This is a genomic window from Cryobacterium sp. TMT1-62, assembly GCF_004403145.1.
Classification (GTDB): Bacteria; Actinomycetota; Actinomycetes; order Actinomycetales; family Microbacteriaceae; genus Cryobacterium; species Cryobacterium sandaracinum.
In genome coordinates, this window is sequence record NZ_SOGZ01000033.1 from 12,385 (window position 1) to 29,516 (window position 17,132).

Annotated in this window: 18 protein-coding genes; 10 read left to right on the plus strand and 8 right to left on the minus strand. The window is 65.7% G+C overall.

Translation table 11 applies throughout. The annotated features are described in order from the left end of the window. Positions 1 to 43 precede the first annotated feature (43 nt). The gene (locus tag E3T34_RS15840) at positions 44 to 184 is read left to right on the plus strand and encodes a hypothetical protein (protein WP_158250198.1); all 141 of its coding nucleotides are present in this window, start codon (positions 44 to 46) and stop codon (positions 182 to 184) included. Here E3T34_RS15840 and E3T34_RS09110 read toward each other — a convergent pair. Together E3T34_RS09110 and E3T34_RS09115 are read right to left on the minus strand one after the other, a co-directional pair. Beyond that, positions 174 to 674 carry a PTS glucose transporter subunit IIA gene (locus tag E3T34_RS09110; RefSeq protein ID WP_104099477.1) on the minus strand — a complete coding sequence of 167 codons (501 nt, stop codon included), beginning with the start codon at positions 672 to 674 and terminating at the stop codon, positions 174 to 176. The two genes, E3T34_RS15840 and E3T34_RS09110, sit on opposite strands and share 11 nt — an antisense overlap. Further along, positions 671 to 943 carry a glucose PTS transporter subunit EIIB gene (locus E3T34_RS09115; protein ID WP_255408595.1) on the minus strand — a complete coding sequence of 91 codons (273 nt, stop codon included), beginning with the start codon at positions 941 to 943 and terminating at the stop codon, positions 671 to 673. The genes E3T34_RS09110 and E3T34_RS09115 overlap by 4 nt, the downstream gene beginning before the upstream one ends. A 171-nt stretch (positions 944 to 1,114) precedes the next feature. Between E3T34_RS09115 and E3T34_RS16820 the strand changes: the two genes are divergently transcribed. From E3T34_RS16820 to nagA, 4 genes are all read left to right on the plus strand, one after another. After that, positions 1,115 to 1,864 carry a GntR family transcriptional regulator gene (locus E3T34_RS16820; RefSeq protein ID WP_304466185.1) on the plus strand — a complete coding sequence of 250 codons (750 nt, stop codon included), beginning with the start codon at positions 1,115 to 1,117 and terminating at the stop codon, positions 1,862 to 1,864. A gap of 57 nt (positions 1,865 to 1,921) precedes the next feature. Further along, positions 1,922 to 3,166 carry a PTS transporter subunit EIIC gene (locus E3T34_RS09125; RefSeq protein ID WP_104099479.1) on the plus strand — a complete coding sequence of 415 codons (1,245 nt, stop codon included), beginning with the start codon at positions 1,922 to 1,924 and terminating at the stop codon, positions 3,164 to 3,166. A 31-nt stretch (positions 3,167 to 3,197) separates the two neighbouring features. Continuing rightward, positions 3,198 to 3,983, plus strand: coding sequence for a glucosamine-6-phosphate deaminase (gene nagB, locus E3T34_RS09130; RefSeq protein WP_104099480.1), 786 nt, complete (start codon positions 3,198 to 3,200; stop codon positions 3,981 to 3,983). A gap of 67 nt (positions 3,984 to 4,050) precedes the next feature. Continuing rightward, complete coding sequence (gene nagA / locus E3T34_RS09135; RefSeq protein ID WP_233191144.1) at positions 4,051 to 5,205, plus strand: N-acetylglucosamine-6-phosphate deacetylase; 1,155 nt, start codon at positions 4,051 to 4,053, stop codon at positions 5,203 to 5,205. 703 nt (positions 5,206 to 5,908) lie between these two features. On the opposite strand, the gene E3T34_RS09140 is transcribed toward nagA, so the two are convergent. Next, positions 5,909 to 6,571, minus strand: coding sequence for a hypothetical protein (locus E3T34_RS09140; RefSeq protein ID WP_134342784.1), 663 nt, complete (start codon positions 6,569 to 6,571; stop codon positions 5,909 to 5,911). Between the two features lie 319 nt (positions 6,572 to 6,890). On the opposite strand from E3T34_RS09140, the gene E3T34_RS09145 reads away from it, so the two are divergent. Then, a complete protein-coding gene (locus tag E3T34_RS09145) occupies positions 6,891 to 8,192 on the plus strand; it encodes an HNH endonuclease signature motif containing protein (protein WP_166785872.1) in 1,302 nt (433 codons plus the stop codon). Positions 8,193 to 8,379: 187 nt separating this feature from the next. On the opposite strand, the gene E3T34_RS16490 is transcribed toward E3T34_RS09145, so the two are convergent. Beyond that, positions 8,380 to 8,832 carry an N-formylglutamate amidohydrolase gene (locus E3T34_RS16490; RefSeq protein WP_241976756.1) on the minus strand — a complete coding sequence of 151 codons (453 nt, stop codon included), beginning with the start codon at positions 8,830 to 8,832 and terminating at the stop codon, positions 8,380 to 8,382. Next, positions 8,805 to 9,164 carry an N-formylglutamate amidohydrolase gene (locus E3T34_RS16495; protein ID WP_241976755.1) on the minus strand — a complete coding sequence of 120 codons (360 nt, stop codon included), beginning with the start codon at positions 9,162 to 9,164 and terminating at the stop codon, positions 8,805 to 8,807. Before E3T34_RS16495 ends, E3T34_RS16490 begins: the two co-directional genes overlap by 28 nt. Before the next feature lie 286 nt (positions 9,165 to 9,450). Here E3T34_RS16495 and E3T34_RS09155 point away from each other — a divergent pair, with 286 nt between their 5' ends. The 3 genes from E3T34_RS09155 (at position 9,451) to E3T34_RS09165 (ending at position 11,571) form a co-directional block, all read left to right on the plus strand. Continuing rightward, complete coding sequence (locus tag E3T34_RS09155) at positions 9,451 to 10,041, plus strand: hypothetical protein (RefSeq protein WP_134342787.1); 591 nt, start codon at positions 9,451 to 9,453, stop codon at positions 10,039 to 10,041. 369 nt (positions 10,042 to 10,410) lie between these two features. After that, the gene (locus tag E3T34_RS09160; protein ID WP_104099486.1) at positions 10,411 to 10,863 is read left to right on the plus strand and encodes a hypothetical protein; all 453 of its coding nucleotides are present in this window, start codon (positions 10,411 to 10,413) and stop codon (positions 10,861 to 10,863) included. A gap of 315 nt (positions 10,864 to 11,178) precedes the next feature. Continuing rightward, the gene (locus E3T34_RS09165; protein ID WP_134342788.1) at positions 11,179 to 11,571 is read left to right on the plus strand and encodes a hypothetical protein; all 393 of its coding nucleotides are present in this window, start codon (positions 11,179 to 11,181) and stop codon (positions 11,569 to 11,571) included. A 49-nt stretch (positions 11,572 to 11,620) separates the two neighbouring features. On the opposite strand, the gene cycA is transcribed toward E3T34_RS09165, so the two are convergent. Together cycA and ald are read right to left on the minus strand one after the other, a co-directional pair. Then, positions 11,621 to 13,087: a D-serine/D-alanine/glycine transporter gene (gene cycA, locus E3T34_RS09170; protein ID WP_104099488.1), complete on the minus strand. Its 1,467-nt coding sequence runs from the start codon at positions 13,085 to 13,087 to the stop codon at positions 11,621 to 11,623. 127 nt (positions 13,088 to 13,214) lie between these two features. After that, the gene (gene ald, locus E3T34_RS09175; protein WP_134342789.1) at positions 13,215 to 14,351 is read right to left on the minus strand and encodes an alanine dehydrogenase; all 1,137 of its coding nucleotides are present in this window, start codon (positions 14,349 to 14,351) and stop codon (positions 13,215 to 13,217) included. A 296-nt stretch (positions 14,352 to 14,647) separates the two neighbouring features. Between ald and E3T34_RS09180 the strand changes: the two genes are divergently transcribed. Further along, positions 14,648 to 15,856, plus strand: coding sequence for a CdaR family transcriptional regulator (locus tag E3T34_RS09180; RefSeq protein ID WP_134342790.1), 1,209 nt, complete (start codon positions 14,648 to 14,650; stop codon positions 15,854 to 15,856). A 20-nt stretch (positions 15,857 to 15,876) separates the two neighbouring features. Here E3T34_RS09180 and alr read toward each other — a convergent pair whose 3' ends face one another. Then, a complete protein-coding gene (alr, locus tag E3T34_RS09185; protein WP_241977377.1) occupies positions 15,877 to 17,043 on the minus strand; it encodes an alanine racemase in 1,167 nt (388 codons plus the stop codon). Positions 17,044 to 17,132: the final 89 nt, after the last annotated feature.

Below are 17,132 nucleotides of genomic sequence, written 5' to 3' on the forward strand. Positions count from 1 at the left end.
TAACCTCCGACCTGGCCGCAGGCAAGCCGCAAGCGGCAGCACGATGAGCACGAGTACCAGCACCAGCACCAGTACCAGCACCAGCACCAGTACCAGCACCAGTACCAGTACCAGCACCAGCACCATGAATCCCCCGGCGGATGCGTCCGCGGTCGACGGTCAGCGGTGGACGCTCAGCGGGTGACGGTCAGGAAGACATCGCCGGACTCGAGTTGGGCGCCGGCCGTGACGGCATCCGCCAGCGTGATGTTCTCCGCCTTCTGTTCGAGGATGATCACGGGCACGATCGGGTTGCGCCCGGTGGCCTCGATGGCCGACACGTCCCAGGTGACGATGATGTCGCCGGCAGAGACGTGGTCGCCCTGCTGTGCGCGCAGGGTGAAGCCCTCGCCGTGCAGTTCGACGGTGTCGATACCCAAATGCACAAGCACACCCAGACCGTCGGGGGAGACGATCACGTAGGCGTGCGGGAATACCTTGAGCAGCGTGCCGCTGATCGGGGCGATGGCGTCGACCACGCCGCGGGGCGGGTCGATCGCGGCGCCCGGGCCCACGATGGCCTGGGCGAAGGTGGGGTCGGGCACCTCGGCGAGCGCCACAGCGCGGCCGGGCACAGGGGAAAGGACGATGACGGGGGCGACCACGGAGGCGCTCACGGGTGCGGCCGGGCTCATAGCAGGTCCTCGATGTCCTCGGCCAGGTTGTCGGCTTCGGGGCCCACGACGACTTGCACAATGGTGCCGGAACGGAAGACACCGTGCGCTCCGGCGGCCTTGAGCGCCGCCTCGTTCACGGCCGCGGGGTCGGTCACCTCGGTGCGCAGGCGAGTGATGCACGCCTCGATTTCGACGATGTTGGTTTTTCCGCCGAGGGCGGCCAGGATCTGCGCGGCTTTGCTAGTCATCTTCTGTTCCTTCTGTGGTGGGCACTGCGACGGGCTCATCGACTTTGATTCGATCGAAGGCCAGGGCCGCACTCGGTGTTGACAAGTGGGGTGCCCTGCCTTCATGATCTAACTATTGGATCGTACCAGTACGGACCACTCAGCGGAAGTGGTACTACACCACTCGGGCTCGACGCCGACCGAACCGATCAACAAGTGAAAGGCAACGCCATGCGCCAGACCCAGGAGGAGAGTTCAATGCTCGCAGCCGGGCCGGTGTCCAAGCAAACGCAGCTGCGCTCGATCCTGCAGGATCTGGTCGAGGAGACCCTGGCTCCACACGCCGCGATTCCGCCCGAGCGCAAGCTGATGGCGAAATACGGCGTCAGCCGGTCGACCGTGCGGGAGGCCATCCGTCAGCTGGTCGAGGAGGGTCTGCTCTACCGCATCCAGGGCAAAGGCACCTTCGTGGCGGGCGAGCGCGTGCAGAGCGATCTGCACCTGGCCTCCTTCACCGAGGACATGCGCCGCCGCGGCCTTGTTCCGGCAACACTCCTGCTGGCCACCGCGCTGATCGAGGCACCGCTCGATGTGCGGGCGGCACTCGGTCTGGGCGCGGGCGCCCGGGTGCAGGTCGTCGAACGGCTCCGGCTGGCCGGCGGCACCCCGATGGCCCTCGAACGCGGCTACTATCCGGCGGAGCTGCTGCCGAATCTTGGCGAGCAAGACCTCACCCGCTCCCTGTACGCGACGTTCGCGACCGAATACGGCCTGCGCATCGACAACGCCGAGCAGGCGGTCTGGGCGGATGCTGCCGGTCCCCAACTCGCGGAGACGCTGGGCGTCACCGCGGGGGCGCCGCTCATCGTCTTCCGGCGCACCTCGTCGGCGGGGTCAGCCGCCATCGAGTACGTCACGTCCTGGTACCGCGGTGATCGCTACCAGATTCACATGACCCTGAATCTCCGGCACCAGCTCTGATCTCCGGCCCGGCATGAGACCGGGCCCCACACACCACACCCATCACAGGAGGAATTCATGTCCAGCATCACCGAAGACGCCGGGACGCGACGAAAAATACCGGGCCTGGGCCAGGCTCAGCGAGTCGGCCGCAGCCTTATGTTGCCCATCGCGGCGTTGCCTGCCGCCGGGCTGCTTCTCCGCATCGGTCAGCCTGACCTGCTCGGCGCCATTCCGGGCTTCGAAACGGGCGGAGCCGTCATCGCCTCGGCGGGCGGGGCACTGTTCGGGGCCCTCCCGTTGCTCTTCGCGGTCGGCGTCGCGATCGGCTTCGCGAAGAAGTCCGACGGCTCGACCGCCCTCGCGGCCGTGGTCGGCTATCTCGTCTTCTCCAAGGTCGGTGAGGCGATGTCGCCTCTCGTACTGGGACTGCCGGCCAAGGGTGACCCCCAGGTTCTCGTCGATTACAGCGTGCTCGGCGGCATCCTGATGGGTATCGTCTCTGCGGTGCTCTGGCAGAAATATCACCGCATCTCCTTGCCCAGCTACCTCGCCTTTTTCGGTGGTCGACGCTTCGTCCCGATCATCACCGCCGTGGTGGCGCTCGCACTCGGTGTTCTGCTCAGCTTCGTCTACCCGGCCTTCGCCGGCGGATTGACTGCCTTCGGCGATGTCGTCACCTCCAACGACATCTGGGGCGGCTTCCTGTACGGCACCACCAACCGGCTGCTCATCCCCGTGGGGCTGCACCACATCCTCAACTCCGTGGTGTGGTTTGTGATCGGCGACTACAACGGCGCCAGCGGCGATATCGCGCGGTTCTTCGCCGGCGACCCCACCGCCGGAACCTTCATGACCGGGTTCTTCCCGATCATGATGTTCGCCCTGCCCGCTGGAGCCCTGGCCATCTGGCATGAGGCGAAGCCGACCCAAAAGAAAATCGTCGGTGGCATCATGCTCTCCGGTGCCCTCACCGCCATGCTCACCGGCGTCACCGAGCCCCTGGAGTTCTCGTTCATGTTCGTGGCGTTCCCCCTCTTCGTCATCCACGCCTTCCTCACTGGAACGTCGATGGCCCTGGTGAACGCACTGGGTATCCGCGACGGTTTCAGCTTCAGCGCGGGTCTGTTCGATTACGTGCTCAACTTCGGCCTCGCCGAGAAGCCGCTTCTGCTCATCCCGATCGGATTGGCGTATGGCGCGATCTACTACTTTTTGTTCCGCTTCGTGATCCGCAAGTGGAATCTGAAGACCCCCGGCCGCGGCGACGACGAGGTGCCCGACGCCAGTGCGCCGGACTCCGCCTCCTCGACGTCGGTCTAGTCCACACAATCCAGAATCTGGAGTACGAAAAATGGCTGAAGTAGTTTTTGTTGACAGTAAGGCCGCGGCGGGAACGCTCGCGGCGGCATCCATTCGCGCACTGATCACCCAGAAGCCCGACGCGGTGCTGGGCCTGGCCACCGGCTCGACCCCGCTCTCGGTCTATGCGGCGCTCGCCGCCTCCCTGGCGGAGAACCCGATGGACGTCTCCCGGGTGCGCGGCTTCGCACTGGACGAATACGTCGGCCTGCCCGCCGACCACCCGGAAAGCTACCGCTCCGTGATCACCCGCGACGCCGTCGTGCCGATCGGCCTCACCCCCGAGAACATCCAGGTGCCGAACGGCGATCTGGCCACGATCGAGACCGCGGGCGTCGACTACGAGGCAGCCATTCGCGCCGCCGGCGGCATCGACGTGCAGATTCTCGGCATCGGCCGCACCGGGCACGTCGGGTTCAACGAGCCGGGGTCGTCGTTCGCGTCGATCACGCGAATCAAGACCCTCGCCGAGAAGACCCGCGTCGACAACGCGCGGTTCTTCGCATCCCCCGACGACGTGCCGATCCATTGCATGACGCAGGGTCTGGGCACCATTCTGCGGGCCCGGCACCTCATTCTGCTGGCCTTCGGCGAGGAGAAAGCGGATGCCATCGCCGCCGCCGTCGAGGGACCGATCACGTCGAGCAAGCCGGGATCCGTCATCCAGCTGCACCCGCATGTGACGGTCATCGTCGACGAGGCCGCCGCCTCCCGGCTCGAGAACCTCGCCTACTACAAGTACGCCTGGGCCAACAAGCACGCCTGGCAGGGGATCTGACGCAGCACTCCCTGACTTGACCCTGACCCCCGTTCCCTGCAACTCGCTGACTCCTGGAGACACCCTCATGACCCCGCCCGCACCCATCCAGGTCGACTCGATGCTCCTCGCTGCCCGGGCCGTGATCGCACCCGATGCGGTGCACACGCCGGGGTGGGTAGACATCCGTGCGGGGCTGATTGTGGCCTGCGGCGCGGGGGAGCCGCCCCGCCCTCCCGACCAGGTCTTCGAGCAGAGCACCCTGGCGCCCGGCTACGTCGACATCCACACGCACGGCGGCGGCGGCAGCAGCTTCAACGACGCCGACACCGACGCAGCCGTGGCGCGGATCACCGCGACCCACCGGGCCCACGGCACGACCACGATGATGGCCAGTCTCGTCACCGGTCCCCTCGACGAATTCGAGCGCACTGTGGCAGCCCTGTCCGGGCTGGTCGAACGGGGAGTGCTGGCCGGCATTCACCTGGAGGGCCCGTGGCTGAGTCCGGCTCACCGCGGGGCCCACGACGAGAGCTTGTTGCGCGAGCCTGATACTGAGACCGTCGACCGGTTGATGCGGGCGGGACGAGGCACCGTGCGCATGGTCACCATCGCGCCTGAACTTGAGGGCGGGCTAGCGGCCGTGACGCAGATCGCGGGCCACGGGGCCGTGGCCGCGATCGGGCACACCGACGCGAACTACGACCTGACGCGGCAGGCGATCGCGGCGGGGGCCACGGCCGGCACGCACGTATTCAACGCGATGCGGCAGATCCACCAGCGTGAGCCCGGCCCGGCTCTCGCCCTGCTTGAAGACCCGAACGTCTTCGCCGAGCTCATCGCCGACGGCGTGCACCTGCACCCGGCCGTCGTACGGTTCATCATCGAAAGCCCGTCGCGGCCCGTCTTCGTCACGGATGCCATGGCCGCCGCCGGCGCGGACGACGGCGCCTACAAGCTCGGAGGCCTGGACGTGAGCGTCGCTGACGGCGTGGCGCGCCTGGCCGACGGCACGATCGCCGGCAGCGTGCTCACCCTGAGCGAAGCCGTGCGCTACGCCGTGCACACCGCCGGAGTGCCGCTGGCCGTCGCTGTGCGGGCGGCCACCCAGAACCCGGCCGACATGATCGGCCTCCCCGACCGCGGTCGGCTCGCCGCCGGCCTCCGCGCCGACCTGATCGTGCTCGACGCGGGCCTATGCGTCACGGCGACGATGCAGGCCGGGGTGTGGTGCGCGGAGTAGCACCCGCTCCCCTCCAAAGCCGCGCCCGCTCCCGCCCGCCCTCCCCCGTCCGGGTCCCACCCTCTCCCGTCCTCGTCCGGGTCCCGTCCGGGTCCCGTCCGCTCCCGTCCGGGTCCCGTCCGGGTCCCGTCCGCTCCCGTCCGGGTCCCGTCCGGGTCCCGTCCGCTCCCGTCCGGGTCCCGTCCGGGTCCCGTCCGCTCCCGTTCGCTCCCGCTGCCGTTCCTTCGCCAAGCCCCGAACGAATTCGACGGAGATTCTCATGAAAAAGTGCCTGGGAGGCCCATTTTCGGTCGTTTCAGGCAAAATCTCCGTCGAATTGGTTCGCGCAGGCTGAACAGAGGGCTCCTGAGCGGAGGGCTCCTGAACAAAGGTTCACTGAGCGCGGATGTCCCGCGCCACCACATCCCACTTCGGCTGACTTCGCCCGCGCGGTGGCGCTCGGCCTCGGTTGGGGGCTGCTGCCCGAGCAACAATGCCTCACCGAGCTCGGCGACGGCCAGCTCGTGGAACTGGCACCCGGGCACCCGATCGACGTGGTGCTCTACGGGCAGCGCTGGCACATTGTCTTCCGGCTGCTGGGCGAGGTGACGGATGCCGTGGGCAGGGTCGCAGCGGCCAGTCTGCACCCGTCGGGTCCCGCGCGGACCCGGGCAGTATTGAGCATGTGCGGCGGTCAAACCTGGGGGAGGTGGGAAGCTCGCGGTCAGTCTCTCGCCCACACCTCGACTTCGCTGATTGAGGTGTCTGCCGCCCGGTCGCCGCCCACGCCGCCCACCGCGATGGCGATCGTGAGCACGATCTCTGTGGTGCTGCCCTTCGGGATTGCCAGGCTTTGATACGCGGCATAGTCGGCGACCGGCTTCTGACGAAGCATGGAGGGTTGGATGCCCTGGTCGGTCTTCACGGTGAACTGCCTCACCCGGGCATTGCGGAGGAACAAGGCCTCCGACTTCGCATAGCCATTGATCACGCAGACGAGCTGCACATCGGGTGTGCCAGGCAGAGTCAGAGTTAGCGTCTCGTTCTTGCCTAGACCGTCAACGCCCTCCACCCACGACGTGCCGAGATCCCCATCGATCGCCAAAGCGGCTGGATGCTCGACAATAATGGGGTCGGATTCCGTCAGGGCACTGGAACTCTCGGCGCCGACCCCTGACACCAGGTGCAGCCCGCGGGGATCATCGCAGTCGGCCTCGGCGAGCGCGCTCTTGAAGAGCGGAGTGAGCGCAAGGAGCAGCAGGGACGTGGCGACAGCCGTAAGGATGCCGATTAGCAGCCCACCCACAACGCCCGGCCAGCGGCTTTGCGGCGGTTGCACGACGCCGACCCACATCCTCGGTTCGTTGGCGTTTCCGCGAGAAGCCATCTCCGCTCCAGTTCACTTCGTGTGACACCGGTATTGACGATTCCAGGAAGTCCAGAACACGCGGGATCGCATGTGTCAGGACGAATGCAATGCTTTGGCCGGAGCCTACGCGCAGGAGCATCGCTTCGGTCGGAAGCCTCGAGGGGTGTCGCCAAGCCGCTTCTGGTCGGCAAACGGATTGCCGAATGGCCACCACGGCTGCCCCTCGGCCCTCACCGCACACCCCCGACTACTCCTCCACAAAACCACTTTGACCAGCTCATTCACACTCCTGTGCCACGGCCGTCGAATGTCAGTGGCACCCCGTAACGTGACTGCTATGACCACCTCAGTCAGCACCTCGCAGGCCCAGCTCGGCTCGCGTTTCGACGCGATAGCCGCCGTCGACCGCAGCCTCGCGCGGGGCTTCGCGCAGCGGGCCGACCTGATCGATGACGCCCGCAGGTTCAGCGAAGCCACGGCCGCGAGCGCTCCCCGCAACACGAGCTCCCGGTGGGACCCCGACGAGATCGCCCGGCGCGAATTCTCGAGCGAACTGGCCTGCACCTTGCGCATCCCCGCACCCACCGCCGAGGGTCTGATCGCCGAGTCCCGGGCCCTGGCCGAAGACCTCCCCGGCACCCGGGCGGCGCTGCAAGCCGGCGAGATCAGCTACCGGCACGCCCAGGTGATCATCGGGCAGGCCCTCTCGGTGCCCGCCGCGGCCCTGTCCGATTTCGAGGAGGCGCTGCTGCCGGCCGCGCGCGCTCTGACGGCGGCCAAGCTCAAGCACAAGGCCCGCGTGCTCCGCGAGCGCCTGCACCCGGAGTCCATCACCGCCCGGCGGGAGAAGTCCTTCGCGGAACGCACCTCCTGGGTGCAGGCGGAGCCCGACGGAATGGCGACGCTGAGCCTGACCACGAGCGCCGACGTCGTGCACGCCATCTTCGCCCGGGCAAACGATGCCGCGCGCAGCCTGCAGGGGCCGGGGGAGCCGCGTTCCCCCACCCAGATGCGCACCGACGTGATGACCGACCTGCTGATCGACGGGGTGACTCCGTCGGGAATCGGCACGGGCATCCGTGCCACGGTCCAGATCACGGTCCCGGTGATGACCCTCCTCGGCCACAGCGAAGAACCCGGCTACCTCGAGGGCTACGGGCCGATTGACCCCGACACGGCCCGCGACCTGGCCTCGCGAGCACCGAGCTTCACGCGCATCCTGGTTCATCCCGAAACCGGGGTCGTGCTCTCGGTCGGCCGCACACGCTACAAGGTGACGAAAGAGCTCCGGCGGTTTCTCCGCCTGCGCGACGAAACCTGCCGCTTCGCCGGTTGCAACCAGCCCGCGCGCGGCGCCGATCTCGACCATACCCATGAATGGCAAGACCTCGGCCACACCGCCCACGACAACCTTGCCCATCTCTGTCCGGGCTGCCATGCGTTGAAGACGGAGACCGGGTGGACGGTGAAACAAGAGCCAGGCGGCATCCTCACCTGGCACTCACCGACCGGACGCCCATTCGTGACGGAACCGGCCACCCCGATCGCCACTCCGGGTGCACCCGCGGGTGCGTCTCGGGCCGGCGCCGGGCCGCCGAGACCCGCCCGGCCACCGCTGCCCGATGAGGCCCCGTTCTGACCGGCATCGTTTCGATGCAAACGGATGCCCGACCGCCGCTACCAGGTGTCTGGACCACCGCTACCATCAAGCGCTACTCGCCACAGGGCTTGCCCGGGATTGACGAAGGCGCGTCGTGGCAACTCGATGGTTTGCGCGCGACCGTGGGAGAGCGCGTACGTTTCCGGCAGTGACCGTCTGCGTCGTTTTAGCCGTATCGAACCTGGTCGACCAGCCGCTTCAGCGAAACCTGCAACGGCGCGAACCCCTCCGGCTTGCGAGTCACCGTGGCCTCGTCCAGGTAGACGTCCCGGCGAATCTCGAGCATCACCGAACTCACCCGCGCATCGCTGCGGTAGTGCTTGAGCGGCACGTACGAGCCCGCGAACGGCGCATTGGCGTGCGCGTCGAGGTCAGGGAAGCATCCGCCAACCGTGGCCAGAAGGTCGACGGATGCGTGGAACGGCTCCGACCCGACGCAGAGCGGTGCCCGGTAGCCGCCGCCGTGCAGCTCATCCGACAGCTCGGCCTCCGGGTAGGAATGAACGTCGAAGATCACGGCTCGCCCGTGCACGGCCAGTGTCGCGTCCACGCGCTCGGTGAACCGGGCCGAGTAGGTGGTGAAGTAGTCCATCAGGAGCTTCTCGTCGGCGGCGGACACCCGCCGGATCTCCTCGCGCCGTGGGTGTAGAGCACGCCCATGCCGACCGCGTTCATCTCTTCGGTGTCGCCAGGGAACCGCTCGACGTCGACCGCGAACCGCGAGAGCCCGTTGATGACCGCGCTCGCACCCGTGATGGCCCCGACGAGTTCGTCGGTGAAGTGGTCGGTCATGATGTCTTTCTCCGCCTCCGACTCGGCCGGTGAGATGACGTAGGAGTGCAGGTGCTCCGCCGGGATCGCACGCCCGCCGTGCGGTGCGTGCAGGATCACGGGTGACGTCGCCGAGTTGTCGATCAGGCGGAACAGCGCGGTTTCGGTGTGGGTGGTCATCGGGTGCCTCCAGGCCGTGGCGCTCCCGGTCGGAAGGAGTTCAGGATCTCAGGGGCCACCGACATTCGGTCACTGATGCTCCGTGGCCCCTGCTCTAGGGTGAAAGGAATGCACCACAGGAGACGTTCCGAGCAAAGACAAACTCCTGTTCTGGGCCTACCTTGGCGCGCAAGCGGGGTCATCTCGGGCTGCGATTGGAGCAACAAACAGAACGAGGGGGCCGCATGACTCGTGCGAATGGCAACTGGAATCAGCCGATGAGTTCCGGAACGGACCCCAGGCCAAGGTGGTCGACTTCTGGCGTTTCGGGATGGGAGATGCGCGAACGAACAATCTGCGCGGCTACCTGGCCGAGTACGTGGTTGGCCTCGCCGTAAACGCAATTCCCGCGAGTCGAGTCGAGTTGGACGCGTACGACGTGCTGGCGCTCAGCGGCACCCGCATCGAGGTCAAGACCTCAGGCCTTGTTCAGGCCTGGAATAAGTCTGATCCGCGTTCTCAAACAAAACCGCGTTGGAAAGTGCGAAAGGGAAACGCCCACACTGACATTGGTGGGAAGCCGAAGCGACTTCACGCCGATGTGTATGTCTTTGCCTTGGTTACGTCGACCTGTTCGGCCGATTACGACCCGCTCGACCTCGATAAGTGGGAGTTCCGGGTGGCGAGCCGCTGGCAGATCGACGAGTTTGATCGGTCCACATTCACGCCGAGCAATTTGACCGTCGATGGAATTCAACCGGTTCGTTGGGCCGGACTCAAGGATGCCATAGCCGCGGCTGGGCCCCAGTCCGTGACCGACGAGATGTCGCTATTCGTTGCCATCAAGTTGGCCACGGAGCACCTCGGAGAGCGTAGCCAGGCTGGAATTGGGTCTTAGCACATGGAATCAAAGCTTTTCTGGCAACCGCGCGCGCTTCTGAAGGAGTTGGAATCAGCAGGAGATTGGCCGCGTCTTGCGACAGTTTTCGTGACGCTCGAGTAGTCATCGATTCTGTAAGGGCGGCCCGCCCGTTCTGGGGCTGTAGTCAGCGTTCCCCGCCCGCTAGATTCGGCCCAGGGAATCGGGGGATCCATGAGTATTGAGGCGCCATCGATGAGGCAGCCTTCCACGCCCTCCCGATTAAACAGTGGCGTAAAGGCGCCGTGGCATTCAGGACGACGGGTTGTTGAGACCGCTCTCGTTTTGTGCCTGATCCTCCCTCTTTCGGCGTGCTCAGGTTCGCGTCCGAATATACGAGAGGAGGCAATGTTTGAGGCCAGGATCACCATAGAGAAGGTCTCCGCCCTAGCCATCGAAAGCGCCATTGGCCACAACCTCGACAGCTACTTGGATGCGGTGTCCACAGGAGACGTCTGGCCCAAGCCGGCGTTCGCCACAATCCGCGAAGACACAGATGAACAGACACCCGGTTGGGCTCGCGGAGCGGCGTTCGGAGCGGTAGTCGATCGATCAATGTCCTACCCGAAGGTGCTGGTTAGCTACGCCGCATCGGGGCAAAGCTCCACCGGAAGTGGATTCAATTCGAGGGTTGCCAACGTGTTGGTCTGCGTCAGCATCGAGGTCGAGTTCGTGGGCGACCGGGTTGATGTCTATATGCCCCCTTCTATCGCTGCCGTGGAATGTCCCGCCGACGTACAAAAATACTTCGGCGGGAACGAATTGGTCACGCTTGACGAGGTGTTCGCCGCATCTCCATGACGTTAGTGGCGGCTCAAAGTCACCGACTTTCGATAGCGCCAACCGCCACGGTGGCTGAAGACGGCTGTGAGGGGTCGCAAATCGACCTTCCTGAGTCGATTGAAGGTCGATTTGTGACCCCTCACGGCTTCGGCAGGGCGAATCAGGAGCCTCCGAATCGGTGTGGAGTCTGTTCCAGACCTGGCGCAGGCATCCACATTCACTGCCGGGACACCCCCACTGGGGACAAAAAAGCAGGCCAAAGCCCTCTTTCGCGGCGCGCCCCCACCTAGGCTTGAACTTTGCAGTAAAGCCAATCAGTTGGGGGACTGAAGCGTGAGTTCGGATAATGTGTTGCTCGCAACGGGGGCGCTGGTCGTGGCGCACTGCGGGATCCTGATGGGCACGGTGTGTCTGCCGTTCGCGGCGTCGTTCCTCCTGGACGGAATCGTGCAGCTTCTGCGAGGCGACGGCCCGAAGCTGTTCCTGGGCAGCCTGGGCCTGGTGGTTCTGCTTGCCGGTGCCGGATACGCCCTGTGGCAGTTCGGAGCCGGCTACCCCGGAGTGGAAATGGAGAGGCCGGCCCTCATGGTCACTGTTTCCCTCTACCTGGTCGCGGTCTCCACTGTGCTGGCGCTGATCGGGTTCGTGCTGCGAACGGTGAGGCTCCTCCGGGACGCCCGGCGGGAGGCGGACAGGCTGCAGTACATGCAGATGTCTCCCCTGTGACGCCGGCTGAGCACCGCGCTGCCTCGGACTGACCGGCTCGTCTCGACCCTCAGTTGCGGAAGGTGAGCGCCAAAGCCCGATCGGCCTCGACACTGGCCCGGTGAAGTTCTTGATTAGCGGCCATTTCGGGGCGACGGCGGATGATGAGCCAGGCGATGCCGAGCCCGATGAACCACACTGGCGTCACGACCAACGCCTGCAGCGTATCCGTCTTCTGGGTGAGCGCCCAGATCAGGAATACGAAGAACGCGAGCAGGACATAACTCATGTACACGCCGCCGGGCATTTTGAACTTGGACGCTGCGTGCAGCGCCGGGCGGCGCTTGCGATACACGATGTAGCTCACCACGATGATGGTCCACACGAAGATGAACAGCACCGACGCCATTGTTGTCACCACGGTGAACACGGCCATGATCGATGAACTCGAATACAGCAGCACAGCCGATATGAGCAGGAACATGCACGAGAACAGCAGGGCGTTGGCCGGCACCTTGTGGCGGGTCAGACGTTGGAACCGCCCCGATGCCGTGCCCTCGACCGACAGCCCGAAAAGCATTCTGGATGTTGAATACAGACCGGAGTTCGCTGAGGATGTCGCGCTCGTGAGCACGACGAAGTTGATCACGGCCGCGGCCCCGCCGAGCCCTGCGAGGGCGAACATCGCCACGAACGGGCTCACATCGGCGCGGACCTCACGCCACGGCGTGACCGTCATGATCATGATCAAGGCGAGAACGTAGAACAGCATGATGCGAATGGGAATGGAGTTGATTGCCTTGGGAAGGTTCTTCTCCGGGTGCTGCGCTTCGGCGGCCGTGGTGCCCACGAGCTCGACCCCGAGGAACGCGAACACGGAGAGCTGGAAACCGGCGATGAACCCCATCGGGCCGGTCGGGAACATCCCGCCGTCGTTCCACAGGTTGGTGAAACTCGCCGGGGTGCCGTTGGGGGACTGGAACTGAGTGAACACCATCACGAGGCCCACGACGATAAGCGTGACAATTGCCACGATTTTGATCAGCGCGAACCAGAACTCGGTCTCGCCGAACGCCTTGACGCTCGTGAGGTTGAAGCCGAGCAGAATCGTTACCGCCACGAGCGCCGGAATCCATAGCGGCAGATCGGGCCACCAGAAGCTCGTATACAGCGCGATCGCGATCAGCTCGGCGATGGCGGTGACGATCCAGCACACCCAGTACGTCCAGCTCGTGAAGAAGGCGGCCCACGGCCCGAGCAGGTCACCGGCGAAGTCGCTGAACGACTTGTATTCGAGGTTGGAGAGCAGCAACTCGCCCATGGCCCGCATGACGAAGAACAACATGAAGCCGATGATCATATAGACGAAGATCACGGACGGCCCCGCGAGGGAGATCGTCTTCCCCGAGCCCATGAACAGGCCCGTTCCGATCGCACCGCCGATGGCGATGAGCTGGATATGACGGTTCGAGAGCGATCGTGCCAGGTGTGGTTGCGCGTTCGGCGCTGGATGCGTGCTGGTTTTCACTTGCGACATCGGAGATACTTCCTTGTAGTCCAGGCAATGGGCACAGTGTCGGGGTCACCGATCTCTGCAGAAATTGTGGGTCGCGGATGCCGGGGCCGACCGATCAGGCCGTACCCGGCATCCGCGACCAGTGCTGCTAGACCAGCGCGAGCTCGACCTCTGAGACGAGGTCGGTCCAATCCGTGAGCGGTAGGTCGAGGGCGACGCTGACCGAGCGGTTCGCGACCTTTCCGGCGGCGATGTTCAGGCCACCGGCAAGGGCGGCGTCCCGCTCGAATGCTGCACGCACGCCACGGTCGGCAATCGACAAAGCGTAGGGCAGAGTCACGTTCGTCAGCGCGAGGGTCGACGTCTGCGGGACGGCGCCGGGCATGTTGGCGACGCAGTAGAAGATCGAACCGTGCACGGGGAAGGTGGGGTTCTCGTGCGTTGTGGCGTGTGTGCCCTCGAAGCAGCCGCCCTGGTCGACCGCGATGTCCACGAGCACGGAGCCCCGCTTCATGCGCGACACGAGCTCGTTGGTGACGAGCTTGGGGGCCTTGGCGCCGGGGATCAGCACGGAGCCGATCACGAGGTCGGCTTCGGTGACGGAACGGTTGATCTCGTAGGCGTTCGAGGCGATGGTCTTCAGACGTCCGGCGTACTGGGCGTCGAGTTCGCGCAGGCGGTCGATGTTGATGTCCAGGATGGTGACGTCAGCGCCCATCCCGATGGCCATGGCGGCGGCGTTGGAGCCAGCGACGCCGGCACCGATCACAGTCACCTTGGCGGCCCGCACCCCGGGCACCCCGCCCATCAGCATGCCCGGGCCACCACCGGGTCGGGTCATCGACGCGGCGCCGACCTGAACGGCGAGGCGTCCGGCAACCTCGCTCATCGGGGCAAGCAGCGGCAGTGAACGGTCAGCCTTCTGCACGGTCTCGTAAGCGATCGCGGTCACGCCGGACTCGAGCAGGGCGCTGGCGAGGGCGGGCTCTGCGGCGAGGTGCAGGTAGGTGAAGAGGATCAAGCCCTCACGAAAGTACGAGTACTCGGCCGCGATCGGCTCTTTCACCTTGAGGATCATGTCGGCGCTGGCCCACACCTCGAAGGCGGTCTTGACGATGGTTGCACCGGCGGCTTCGTAGTCGGTGTCAGCGAAGCCGGAGGCGATTCCCGCGCCGGCCTGTACCAGCACGGTGTGGCCGTGAATCTTGGCTTCGTGCACTCCGGCGGCGGTGATGGCCACGCGGAACTCGTTGTTCTTGACTTCGGTTGGAACGCCAATGATCATGGGGAACTCCTGCTTCTTGTAGACGCCTGCTGATCGACTTTGGTCAGCTTTAAAACGATAAACCCGGATTTAAAGGCCGCCCCGGCTCCGCCATGGGGATAACGGAGGCCGAGGGCAACTCCGTCGCGCGGTGCACAAGGCAGAAAATTGCCGTTTACACAGGTATTTGTCTTTCCCGAGGCCGGTGGTCAGAGGCGGACTCATCGTGCAGACACCCCGCAGTCGGCTCGACATCTGTAGCGCCCAGGTGCGTCGATCGTCTGCTGACGTCCACGCTGCTCCGTTAGATTGAATCTATGAAAACGGCCGATATTGACCAAGCAGTGGTCAACATCGCCGCGCGAATTGACCGGGCTCTCTCGCTTGAAGACCTCGACGGCGGGCTGCTCGCGTATAGCGCGCATCAACCCACGGCCGACCGAGTGCGCACGAACTTTCTGCTGAGCAAGGTTGTTCCGCCCGATGTCAGCGCCTGGCAGCTCAGCCACGGTATCGCCTCGGCAGTGAAGCCGGTTCCCGTGCCGGCCAACGCCGACCTCGGAATGTTGGGCCGCGTGTGCGTGCCGCTGCTGGCACGTGGATTCCGGGTGGGGTATCTGTGGGTCCTCCAGCTCGACGACGAGCAAACGCCCGAGGTGATTCTGCGTGAGCTGCGGCTCATCCGCCCGGAGATGGACGCCCTCGCAGAGATGCTGCTCAACCGTTCCAGCGCCGATTCTAAAGCGCGGCGCGCCGACGAGGCCCAATTCCTCGCCGCGTGCTTGGGGGACCGCAATGCCGGCGTGGCGGTGGACGGTTGGCCTGGTGTGCACGGGCGCGGACCCTGGCGGCTCGCCGCGCTGCTCGAGCGCGGTGACAACGCGCAGCGCGACCCCGCCAAGAGCGGCCTGCTGCACCGTCTCGCCGCACTCTATGCCACGCTTGGTATCAATACCGTGCTGTTCTCGGCCGGCACCGAAACGCATGCCGTTCTGCTGCTCCACGACGAGATTGACGGCTTCGACCTGTCCGAGGTTCGAATGCGCTTTGAGTTCGAGGTGTCCCGCCGCGGTGGGCAGGTGGCTGCACCCGCCCTGATCGGGCTGAGCGAGCCCTTCACCGACCTGCGACGGCTGCCCGGTGCCTACTCCGAGGCGCGGAGCGCCGTGCAAGCGGCCAGGGTTGATACTCAGCTCGGCACGCTCGTATCGTTTCGCGCTACCGGGGTCTACCAATTCCTGGCCGTCGCAAGTCGAGACGTGTTGCCGTCCGAGTCAGCGCTCTTCTCCGAACTCCGGGCACTCGACCGAAACGGGGAGCTGCTGCCCGTGCTCGAGATGCTCTACGACAAGAACGGGTCCGTGGCCGAGGTCGCAGAGCACCTGCATTTGCACCGAACCAGTATTTACAACCGGCTGGCACGCATCCGTTCCGCATTGGGCGTCGACCCGCTCGGCGGGCAGGCGCGCCTTGAGCTGCACCTGGCTCTCAAGGCCGACCGCTGGGCTGGCCGTCCGCGCCTCTGACGGGCCTGCCCGGATTGGTCTCAGACGTTTCGGTATACGCGGGGAACGCGGGGACTGATGCGGGTGACCACTTCGTAATTGATGGTGCCGGCGGCCGCCGCCCACTCGTCAACGGATGCGTCGTCGTCGCCGGGGCCGAACAGCACCGCTTCGGCACCGATCACCGACGAGCCGGAGGCCACGAGTGCGGCCTCACCGAGGTCGATGACCATCTGGTCCATGGCGATGCGCCCGACCACGGGATAGGTCACGCCGTTGACTCGCACCGGGCCTCCCGTGGCGATGCGCGGAATGCCGTCGGCGTAGCCCAATGGAATCAGGGCGAGCGTCGTCGGGGCCGTGGTGCGGTAGTTGAGCCCGTAGGAGACGCCCTGTCCGGCGGGAACGTCTTTGCTTACCGATACGAGCGTGCGCAAGGTCATCGCCGGGCGCAATCCGAGATCGTTCGAGGTCTGGTTGGCGAACGGCGACAGGCCGTAGATGGCCAGCCCCGCCCGCACCAGATCGAAGTGCGTGTCGGGGCGGGACAGCGTGCCGGCGCTGTTGGCGAGGTGCCGCACCATCGGGCTCAGCCCCGCCTCCTGCGCCACAGCAACGGCCGTCGTGAATGCCGCAACCTGTTCGTCGGTCTCGACGCGGTCGGGTTCATCGGCCACCGCGAGGTGCGAGAAGATGCCCACGACGGTCACAGATCCGCTGGCTTCCGCCTGTCGGGCGCGGGCCACGAGCTCGGCCCACTCTGTGGGGGTGCTGCCGTTGCGGCCCAGACCGGTGTCAATCTTGAGATGAATGCGTGCGGTTTTTTGCTGCTGCTGCGCGGCCAGGGCGATGAGCGGCAACTCCCAGCCGGAGCATCCGAGATCAATGTCCGCGGCGATTGCCGCGGCGAAGTCGCTGTCTGTGGTGTTCAGCCAGGCCAGTACCGGCACCGGGATGGCCGCAGCGCGCAGTGCCAGTGCCTCCGATATATGTGCCACGCCGAGCCACTCCGCTCCCGCCTCGAGCGCCGCGCGAGCGACGGGGAGAACCCCGTGACCGTAGGCGTCCGCTTTGACGACCGCCATCAGCCGGGCTGGGGCGGCGAGCGCAACGAGGTGGCGAACGTTGTGTCTGATCGCGTCGAGGTCGATCACGGCTGCGCGCTCCGGCAGCCGTTCGGTGGCGGTGGGCACGGCTGCTGTTATCACACGTTGCAGCCTAACCCTCGGGTGGTGCGGCCCTGCGTTCGTGGTTGAGTGCCCCGGCAAGCGCGGGCTGTCACTGGGCTGCCGTCGGT

Bases quoted from the DNA above. Each gene is read 5' to 3' on its own strand.
- E3T34_RS09180 (WP_134342790.1), top strand. From the start codon at position 14,648: ATGAAAACGGCCGATATTGACCAAGCAGTGGTCAACATCGCCGCGCGA.
- nagA (WP_233191144.1), top strand. From the start codon at position 4,051: ATGACCCCGCCCGCACCCATCCAGGTCGACTCGATGCTCCTCGCTGCC.
- E3T34_RS09110 (WP_104099477.1), bottom strand. From the start codon at position 674: ATGAGCCCGGCCGCACCCGTGAGCGCCTCCGTGGTCGCCCCCGTCATC.
- cycA (WP_104099488.1), bottom strand. From the start codon at position 13,087: ATGTCGCAAGTGAAAACCAGCACGCATCCAGCGCCGAACGCGCAACCA.
- E3T34_RS16495 (WP_241976755.1), bottom strand. From the start codon at position 9,164: ATGACCACCCACACCGAAACCGCGCTGTTCCGCCTGATCGACAACTCG.
- E3T34_RS09125 (WP_104099479.1), top strand. From the start codon at position 1,922: ATGTCCAGCATCACCGAAGACGCCGGGACGCGACGAAAAATACCGGGC.
- E3T34_RS09115 (WP_255408595.1), bottom strand. From the start codon at position 943: ATGAGCCCGTCGCAGTGCCCACCACAGAAGGAACAGAAGATGACTAGC.
- E3T34_RS09160 (WP_104099486.1), top strand. From the start codon at position 10,411: ATGTTTGAGGCCAGGATCACCATAGAGAAGGTCTCCGCCCTAGCCATC.
- E3T34_RS09140 (WP_134342784.1), bottom strand. From the start codon at position 6,571: ATGGCTTCTCGCGGAAACGCCAACGAACCGAGGATGTGGGTCGGCGTC.
- ald (WP_134342789.1), bottom strand. From the start codon at position 14,351: ATGATCATTGGCGTTCCAACCGAAGTCAAGAACAACGAGTTCCGCGTG.
- E3T34_RS16820 (WP_304466185.1), top strand. From the start codon at position 1,115: ATGCGCCAGACCCAGGAGGAGAGTTCAATGCTCGCAGCCGGGCCGGTG.
- E3T34_RS09145 (WP_166785872.1), top strand. From the start codon at position 6,891: ATGACCACCTCAGTCAGCACCTCGCAGGCCCAGCTCGGCTCGCGTTTC.
- E3T34_RS15840 (WP_158250198.1), top strand. From the start codon at position 44: ATGAGCACGAGTACCAGCACCAGCACCAGTACCAGCACCAGCACCAGT.
- nagB (WP_104099480.1), top strand. From the start codon at position 3,198: ATGGCTGAAGTAGTTTTTGTTGACAGTAAGGCCGCGGCGGGAACGCTC.